This is a genomic window from Frankia sp. CcWB2 (assembly GCF_977927585.1).
Window position 1 is genome coordinate 1,228 of sequence record NZ_CDWRCM010000147.1, and the last position, 8,658, is coordinate 9,885.

At 72.2% G+C, this 8,658-nt stretch carries 6 protein-coding genes; 4 read left to right on the plus strand and 2 right to left on the minus strand.

The genetic code is table 11. The features are described from left to right. The first annotated feature begins 197 nt into the window (after window positions 1–197). Complete coding sequence (locus tag ACY45C_RS15230; protein WP_462188257.1) at window positions 198–1,391, plus strand: thiolase family protein; 1,194 nt, start codon at window positions 198–200, stop codon at window positions 1,389–1,391. Between the two features lie 68 nt (window positions 1,392–1,459). Here ACY45C_RS15230 and ACY45C_RS15235 read toward each other — a convergent pair whose 3' ends face one another. Continuing rightward, the gene (locus ACY45C_RS15235) at window positions 1,460–2,014 is read right to left on the minus strand and encodes a DUF4232 domain-containing protein (RefSeq protein WP_462188258.1); all 555 of its coding nucleotides are present in this window, start codon (window positions 2,012–2,014) and stop codon (window positions 1,460–1,462) included. A gap of 456 nt (window positions 2,015–2,470) precedes the next feature. On the opposite strand from ACY45C_RS15235, the gene ACY45C_RS15240 reads away from it, so the two are divergent. Next, window positions 2,471–3,928 (plus strand): hemolysin family protein, encoded by a 1,458-nt coding sequence (locus ACY45C_RS15240; RefSeq protein WP_462188259.1) that lies wholly within the window; start codon window positions 2,471–2,473, stop codon window positions 3,926–3,928. Then, window positions 3,925–4,992, plus strand: coding sequence for a hemolysin family protein (locus ACY45C_RS15245; RefSeq protein WP_462188263.1), 1,068 nt, complete (start codon window positions 3,925–3,927; stop codon window positions 4,990–4,992). Before ACY45C_RS15240 ends, ACY45C_RS15245 begins: the two co-directional genes overlap by 4 nt. Before the next feature lie 86 nt (window positions 4,993–5,078). Here the strand turns inward: ACY45C_RS15245 and ACY45C_RS15250 are convergent, their stop codons facing one another. Beyond that, on the minus strand, window positions 5,079–5,897 hold the full coding sequence (locus tag ACY45C_RS15250; RefSeq protein WP_462188260.1) for a class I SAM-dependent methyltransferase: 819 nt from the start codon (window positions 5,895–5,897) through the stop codon (window positions 5,079–5,081). Between the two features lie 620 nt (window positions 5,898–6,517). Here ACY45C_RS15250 and ACY45C_RS15255 point away from each other — a divergent pair. Further along, window positions 6,518–8,626 (plus strand): WD40 repeat domain-containing serine/threonine protein kinase, encoded by a 2,109-nt coding sequence (locus ACY45C_RS15255; RefSeq protein WP_462188261.1) that lies wholly within the window; start codon window positions 6,518–6,520, stop codon window positions 8,624–8,626. Window positions 8,627–8,658: the final 32 nt, after the last annotated feature.

Consider the following 8,658-nt stretch of genomic DNA (forward strand, 5'->3'; position numbering starts at 1 on the left):
TGCGCTCGGTTATCCGACGGGATGCCCGGCCCCGACCCCCTGACCTCCGGTTCACTTGTTGACCCATCAAGAGGGTGGCCCGTAGCGTCGATCCAGGCAAGCACCAGGCAACGGGTAGGCGACACGGGCAGGGCAACGGTCGATCCGCCGTCATTGTGATGATTGTGACGTGTGATGGTTGTGACGAGGGAGAGCCCATGGAGAACGCAGTCATCGTCGATGGGGTACGCACGGCGTCGGGACGGGGCAAGCCGGGTGGGGCGCTGTCCGAAACCCATCCGGTGGAGCTGCTGGCCACCGTGCTGAAGGCACTGATCGCCCGCAACGACCTTGATCCGGCGCTGGTTGACGACGTCATCGCCGGGTGTGTCGACCAGGCCGGCGAGCAGGCCGTCAACATCGGGCGCACCGCGGTGCTGGCGGCCGGGTTCCCCGAGTCGGTGCCGGCCACCACGATCGACCGCCAGTGCGGGTCGAGCCAGCAGGCCGCCCATTTCGCCGCGCAGGGGGTGCTCGCCGGCGCCTACGACATCGTCATCGCCGCCGGGGTGGAGTCGATGAGCCGGGTGCCGATGGGCTCCACCACCCTCGGCAAGGACCCCAACGGCCCGAGCCTGCACGCCCGCTACCCGGAGGGCCTGGCCCACCAGGGCATCGGCGCGGAGCTCGTCAGCGCCCGATGGAAGATCAACCGGGAGGACCTGGACATCTTCTCCGCGCGGTCGCACCAGCTCGCGGCGGCCTCCGCCGCGGCGGGGGACTTCACCGGGGAGATCGTCCCGGTCGAGATCACCCTTCCGGACGGCACGACAGCCCAGCACACCGTGGACGAAACGGTCCGAGCGACCACGACCGTTGAGACGCTGGCGATGCTCAAGCCGTCCTTCTACACCGAGGCGTACGCTGCCCGCTTCCCGGAAATCACCTGGAACATCACCCCGGGTAACTCCTCCCCGCTGACCGACGGCGCCTCGGCCGTCCTGATCATGAGCGAGACCAGGGCGAACGAGCTCGGCCTGCGGCCACGGGCCCGGTTCCACACGTTCGCGCTCGCCGGGGATGACCCGTTGCTCATGCTGACCGCGCCGATCCCGGCGACCCGCAAGGCGCTCAAGCGCGCCGGTCTGAGCATCGACGACATCGACACCTTCGAGGTCAACGAGGCGTTCGCGCCCGTGCCGCTCATGTGGGCCCGCGACACCGGTGCCGACCCGGCGAAGCTCAACCCGCGCGGGGGCGCCATCGCGCTGGGCCACCCACTGGGTGGATCGGGCACCCGCCTGCTCACCACGATGCTCAACTACCTGGAGGCCACCGGCGGCCGTTACGGCCTGCAGACGATGTGCGAGGGCGGCGGCCTGGCCAACGCCACCATCATCGAACGGCTCTGACCTCCACCGGCCGACCTCCACCGGCCGATCCACCGGCATCGCCCTGGGCACCGTGGGAGCCGGCCCGGTCACGCCGTGAACGCGGCCACGGTGAGCTGCCGCACGGCGGGATCCCGGCATGCCCGCGTGTCCGGGCCGGTCAGCCGCAGCGCCTCGGTGTTCCCCGGCGGGTACACGCGCAGCACGGCGACCGGCGCGGTCCCCGAGGGAGGTGTGCAGCCTTCCGCCACGCCGAGATGCAGGATGCGCAGGACCGCCGTCGCGGCGCCCCCGGGCACGAGCCGCACCGGCGCGCCCACCGGCCCCGTGTGCTCCGCCGCCGCGCCCACCTGCCGGCCGGCCGCGTCCACGAACGACACGCCAGGGAATCCGCGTACCACGCAGGGGCTGTGACCGATGTTGGTCAGGACCAGCCGTTCGTAGTCGCTGCCCGCGGTTCCCTGGCGGTCGATGCTGCTCAGAGCGAGTTGAGCGGTCCGGCACCGGGCCGCCACGGGCGTCGCCGGAGCCGCCACCGCGGTGCCCCCGCCGCCGCCCGGGCCCGGGCCGCATCCGGCGACGAGGATCGCCGTCGCGGCCAGGGCGAGTACCACCGGAAAAACCCTCCCATGAGACCTGTGCATGACGACCTCCTCGTCGCGCGGCGAGCCGGCAAGCCACCCGGTGATGTCACCCAATCCCTTCCCGCTGCTACCCTCCGTGACACCGTCGGGGATCCGTCATATCGGGCTCCAGGGCTCTTGTTCTCACCGGCGCGTCCGGTTCCTCACCATCGCGTCCGGCCCACGCCCGCCGATCAACCGTTCTCCAGTACCGGGCCGGGCCACGACACCGGACCGGCTGGCCGGCTGGCCCACACGGTGATCTTCTACTGAGGCCCACTCAGGGTCTGGACCGTGCGCCGACCAGAGGTCATCGTGAAACGAACGGGCTATGAAGCGCGTTGTTGCCGCGTGACGGGGTAGGCCCGCGGGCCGGGTCGCCCCGCACCGACCGGAAGGGATCATGAAAGTCTCCGAAGATGCCGGGTGTAGTTCCGGCCGACCCACGCGCGAGGAAGCGCCCGCGGGGGTCGACCGATGATCGAGGCGCTTCTGTTGGTACTCAGCCTGGTGCTCGTGGCCGCCTGCGGCGTTTTCGTCGCGGCCGAGTTCGCTTTCGTCACGGTGGACCGGCCCTCGGTGGAGCGGGCCGCCGAGCGCGATGATCGGGGCGCCCGCGGGGTACTCACCGCACTGCGCGGTCTGTCCACCCAGCTGTCCGGCGCCCAGCTCGGGATCACCATCACCAACCTGGCGATCGGTTTTCTGGCGGAGCCCGCCATCGCAGGGCTGCTCGAGGGGCCGATCACCTCGCTCGGCGCCCCGGACGGGCTCGCCCGGGCGGCGTCGGTGGCGATCGCCCTGGTCCTCGCGACGGGCCTGACGATGGTGTACGGCGAGCTGATCCCGAAGAACCTGGCGATCGCCCATCCCCTCGGCACCGCGTTGGCGGTGCAGGCTCCCCAGCGTGCCTTCACGAAGGCCACCGGCCCGCTGATCCGCTCGCTGAACACCACGGCGAACGCGCTGCTGCACCGCCTCGGCATCTCGCCACGCGAGGAGCTGGCCTCGGCCCGTTCGGCTCAGGAGCTGTTCTCCCTCGTCGGGCGGTCTGCCGAGCACGGCACCCTCTCCCACGAGACGGCGACGCTGGTGCAGCGCTCCCTGCTGTTCGGTGACCGGACCGCCGAGGACGTCATGACACCCCGGATGCGCATGCGCACCGTCCATGCCGACGAACCGGTCAGTGAGGTTATCACCCTCACCCGGCGCACCGGGCACTCCCGCTTCCCGGTACTCGGCACGGACAGCGACGACGTCGTGGGCCTCATCCATGTGAAGAACGCGGTCGCCGTCCCCGAGGACGCCCGGGACCATACCCCGGTACGCGACGTGATGGTCCCGCCGGTGACCGTGCCCTCGACGATCCTGCTCGACCCCTTGCTGGAGACACTGCGTGCCGGCGGCATGCAGATGGCGATCGTGGTCGACGAGTTCGGCGGCACCGACGGACTGGTCACCGCCGAGGACCTCATCGAGGAGATCGTCGGCGACGTTGTCGACGAACACGATCGGGTCAGCCCGCGCGCCCTGCGCCGACGGGACGGCAGCTGGCTGCTCTCCGGCCTGCTGCGCCCGGAGGAGGCCCGCAACGTCACGGGGATCGACATCCCCGCGGACGACACCTACCAGACCCTGGGCGGTCTGATGGCCCGGGCGCTGGGACGCATCCCCGGGGCGGGCGACACGGCGGCCGTGGAGGGCGTGCGGTACACCGTCGAGCGGATGGACGGCCGGCGGGTCGACCGGATCCGCCTGGATCCGATCGCGCCGACGGGCGCCACGCCGGAGAGGGCTACGGACCCGCCGGTCGCGGACCCCGCGGATCGCCGACCCGGCACAGGCCCGGCAGGCCCGGCAGGCCCGGCCGCTGAGGAGGCCGAGGATGCCGAGGATGCCGAGACCGCCTCGGTCGGAAGGGCGGGGTGGGGATGACCGACCTGCTGGCGATCGTCGCCACCGTCGTCCTGCTGGCGCTGAACGCGCTGTTCGTCGGGGCCGAGTTCGCGCTGATCTCGGCCCGGCGGTCGAGCTTGGAGCCGATGGCCGAGGCGGGCTCGCGGCTGGCGAAGATCACCCTTGGGGCGATGGAGAACGTCTCGCTGATGCTCGCCGGGGCGCAGCTCGGCATCACCGTCTGCACCCTGGGCCTCGGCGCTCTCGGGGAACCGGCGGTCGCGCATCTGCTCCGCGGACCGTTCGAGGCGGCCGGGATGCCCTCCGCCCTGCTGCACCCGGTGGCCTTCGCCATTGCGCTGGGCCTGGTGACCTTCCTGCACGTGGTCGTCGGCGAGATGGTCCCGAAGAACATCGCGCTGGCGATGCCGGAGCGTGCGGTCCTGCTGCTCGCCCCGCTCCTGGTCGGAGTCGTCCGCTGCGGCAAACCGGTCATCGCGCTGCTCAACACGATCGCGGCCGTGTCGTTGCGGCTCGTCGGCGTCGAACCGAAGGACGAGATCGCGAGCGTCTTCACCCGCGACGAGGTCGCCGGACTCATCGAGGAGTCGCATCGGGAGGGTCTGCTCGCCGAGGATGAACACGACCTGCTGACCGGGGCGCTGTCGTTCGAGGAACGCACCGCGCGTGCCGTCCTGCTCCCGCCGGACGGGCTGGTCACCGTGTCCCCGGCGGTCACTCCCCGGCAGGTCGAACAGCTCGCCGCGCGCACCGGATTCACCCGCTTCCCGGTGCGGGACCCCGAGGGCGGACTGATCGGCTACCTGCACCTCAAGGACGTGCTGGAGACCCGGCCGGAGCGGCGGTCCAGCCCAGTCGCGGCCAAGTGGACCCGGCCGCTAGCCCGAGTCGGCGCCGACGACAACCTGCGGACGGCGCTGGCGACGATGCAGCACTCCGGCGCGCATCTGGCCAGGGTCACCGACGCCGACGGTACGGTCCTCGGGCTCGTCGCGCTGGAGGACATCCTGGAGGAGCTGGTCGGGGAGATCCGCGACGACGCCGTTCGCACGGTCGTGATCCCCACCCACCAGCCCGCCTGAACCGTCCGGTCCCGTATCTCCCGGTTACCTTGCCTATCCAGAGGCTTCGGTGTCCGATTTATCCCTCTGGATAGGCAAGGTGGGGATCAGCGGCGGGGTTCCCGGGCGACGATGACCGCCATCGACGGCGCCCACCAGTAGCTGCAGTCCGCCGGCGGCTGCAGGCCGTCGACGACACGCACGCTGAAGGTGCGGAAGTGGCGGAGCAGGGCCCGCTGATGCCGCCGGGACACCGAGTCGATCTCGTTCGAGTAGTAGGTGAACGAACCGCCGTCGGCCAGGTGGTCGGCGGCGTGCGCGAAGAAGTGCTCGGCGAAGGTGGGGCTGCGCACGAAATACTCGTCGACCTCGGTCTCGTCGAGGGGATAGGTGTCAAAGAGGATGCCGTCAAACCGGCCGAGGCCGGGTATGGCCTCCTGCCAACGCCCGGTGATGATCTCCACTCCGCGGCGCCCCGCGGGGCGGGCCCACTGCTCGGCGACGCGCACCGTGGCCGGGTTCGCCTCGATGATCGCGTGCCGGGCCGGGCCGATCTCCTGGACGAACCCGGCGGACAGGCCCAGGCCGAACCCGACCTCGAGGACGGTACCGCCCGGCTGGGTCACCTCGGCGGCCAGCGCCCGCATCAACGGCGCCTCCCAGGTCTGCATCACCTCCTGGCCGGAGACGAGCAGCGTGCCCTCGACCACCGCGGGGACCGCCGCGTCGATGGCTGTGTCGATCGTCGGACGAGGCGCCCCGGCCACCATCGTGCCGGCCGTCTCGTCCAGCGCGCTGAGATCGGCGACGAACTCGTCGAGGGCCCGGTCGAGCAGCAACCGCCGTGGCTCCTCGGAGACCGGGGCGAGCAGGGACCGCGAGGTCGGGGTCAGTGTCACGTCGAACTTTGCCGCGCGGCGGAGCACAGGGCCTCCCAGATCATGCATCTTTGCCGGTATTGCGCTATATTCCGTCCATACTGGTTCTGTCCATACTGCGATCTTCCATCCTTTACTGCGATACTTTGCCTGTGCGCCCGCGCCGGTCCAGGCATCCGCCGTATCTGAGAAGGTCGCCGGTCTCGGCGTACCTTGGGAGCGGGGCAGGGCGTGCGTGGCCGTTGTCCCACTACGGGAGTGGGGCACGGTGACGGGGGCGACACCACCTCCGCTGCCCGGCGACGCCGTGCGCCCGCTCCAGCTGACCGATCCGCGGCGGCTCGGAGTCTACCAGGTAATCGGCCGGCTCGGGCAGGGCGGCATGGGCACCGTCTTCCTCGGCCGGGCACCCGACGGAAGCGCCATCGCGATCAAGATGATCAGGCCGGAGCTCGCGCAACGGCCCGAATTCCGCGCCCGGTTCGCCCGCGAGGCCGAGAGTGCCCGCCGGGTCCGGCGGTTCACCACGGCCGCCGTGCTGGACGCAGATCCATACGGGCCCCAGCCCTATCTCGTGACCGAGTTCGTCGAGGGTCCGACGCTGTCGAGGCGCGTCTCCGTGCGGGGGGCCGCTGCGGCCCGCCGATCTCGAACAGCTCGCAGTCAGCGTGACGACCGCCCTGAGCGCCATCCACGCGGCCGGGATCGTGCACCGCGACCTCACCCCCGGCAACGTCCTGCTGTCCCCGGTCGGCCCCAAGGTGATCGACTTCGGTCTGGCCCGCGAGTTCAACGCGGACACCGACCTGAGCCACAACGTCCGGCATGCCATCGGTACGCCCGGTTACATGTCCCCGGAGCAGATCCTCGACGTACCGATCACCTCGGCGGTCGACGTCTTCGCCTGGGGCGCCGTCATGATCTTCGCCGCCACCGGGCACGCGCCGTTCGGCACCGGTCCCATCGACGCCATTCTTTACCGCATCGTCAACGAGCCACCGCGGCTCGACGGAGTTGGCGGCGAGCTGCGCAACCTCGTCGAGATCGCGATGGCGAAGGACCCGGCGGCCCGGCCGAGCGCGGAGGAGCTGCGGACAGCGCTGATCGGCGGGGGTAGCCTCCCCGCGCACCCGGAGCCCGGCACCGGACCGCCCGGACCGCCCGGCACCGCGCAGCCCACCGGACGTGCCCGCCGCTGGGCCCGGCGCCGGGCATCAGGCGCCAAGGGGCCGGCGCCCAGGCCGGAGCCGCCCGGCGGCACGGGCAGCACGGGCAGCACCGCCGCGAACGTGGCGGACATGCCCGTCACCCAGCTGTCCCCGCCGCCTGTCGCCTCGCCGCCGCCGATTCCAGCCCGGACCCCGCCGCCGCGTGGACAGCCCGGGTCGGTACCCCCGCATCCAGCAGGAACCCCGCACCCGCCGGCGCTCAGCCCATCACCGGCCCCGTCGCCACCGGCCCCGTCCAGGCGGCGGCGGTCGCGGCCGGCACTGCTCGTCACCGGACTCGCCATCGCAATCGCCGCCGCGGCAGTGCTGATCATCGTGCCGCGCGGCGGTGGCCCGTCGCCGGTGTCGGCGGCCGACCGCGCGTCCATCTCGTCACGCCTGGCCGCGGACGCGGCGGCCCAGCGGGCCCGGCAACCGGGCCTGGCCGGCCGGCTGAGCCTCGCGGCCTACCGGATCGCCCCGACGGAGGCCGCGCGCGCGGCCGTCCTCGCGTCCTTCGCCCAGTCCACCGCCGCGCGGATCCCCGCCGGTCCCGCGGCCTTCTCCGACATCGCGCTCAGCCCGGACAGCACGACCCTCGCCGGCACCGACGACACCGGCAGCCTCCACCTCTGGAAGGTCGACGCTGCCGGCCGACCCGCCGCCACCGCCGGGGGTTCCGCGAACGACCATGCGCACGGCGTCGTGTTCGACCGCTCGGGCACCCGACTCGCGACGGGTGGGGAGACCGACGCCGGCCGGCTCTGGGACATCTCCGATCCGGCGCGCCCCCGGCCGCTCAGCACGCTCGACCCCCAGGCCACGCCGGTCCATCGGCTCGCGTTGTCGAGCAGTGCGCATCTGCTCGTCACCGCCGGCGAGGACTGGTCGGTGGGGCTGTGGGACGTCGCCGATCCGGGGCGGCCCGTCTCGATCCAGTTGCTGATCGGCCGCGCGGGGCCGGTGACGGACGTGGCGCTGCGGCCGGACGGCGCCGTCCTCGCCATCGCCATCGCCGGCGCCAGCGGCACCGTGCAGCTGTGGAACGTCCGCGACCCCCGCAGACCCGTCCAGATGGTCTCGGTGCCCGGCCACACCGGCGCGGTGAACACCGTCGCGTTCAGCCCAGACGGACGGCGGCTGGCCACCGGCGGCGACGACCGGATCCTGCAGGTCTCCGACGTCGGCGATCCCGACCATCCGCGGGTCCTGCGCCGGCTGTCCGGCCACACCGCCCCCGTCGCCGCCGTCGCCTTCACCACCGACGATCATCTGGTGAGCGCGGACGGCGGTGGCGCGGTCGCCTACTGGGACCTCTCCGCCCCCACACCCGCGATGACCCCCCTGGGCGTCCTGGACGCACCCGCCCGAGCGGTGGCCGTGACCGGCACCAAGACCGGCACCGAGACCGTCGCGCTGACCACCGACAAGGGATCGGTCCTCCTCGGGACGCTCGACCCGGCCAGGCTGCGCCGGCTGGCCTGCGCCAGGCCGGGCGCGGCCCTGAGCCCGGCCGAATGGAGCCGGCTCATTCCTCGCCTCCCCTACACCGACTCCTGCTCCGGTTAAGGCCCGCTCCCCGGCTCCGCCAAACGCACCCC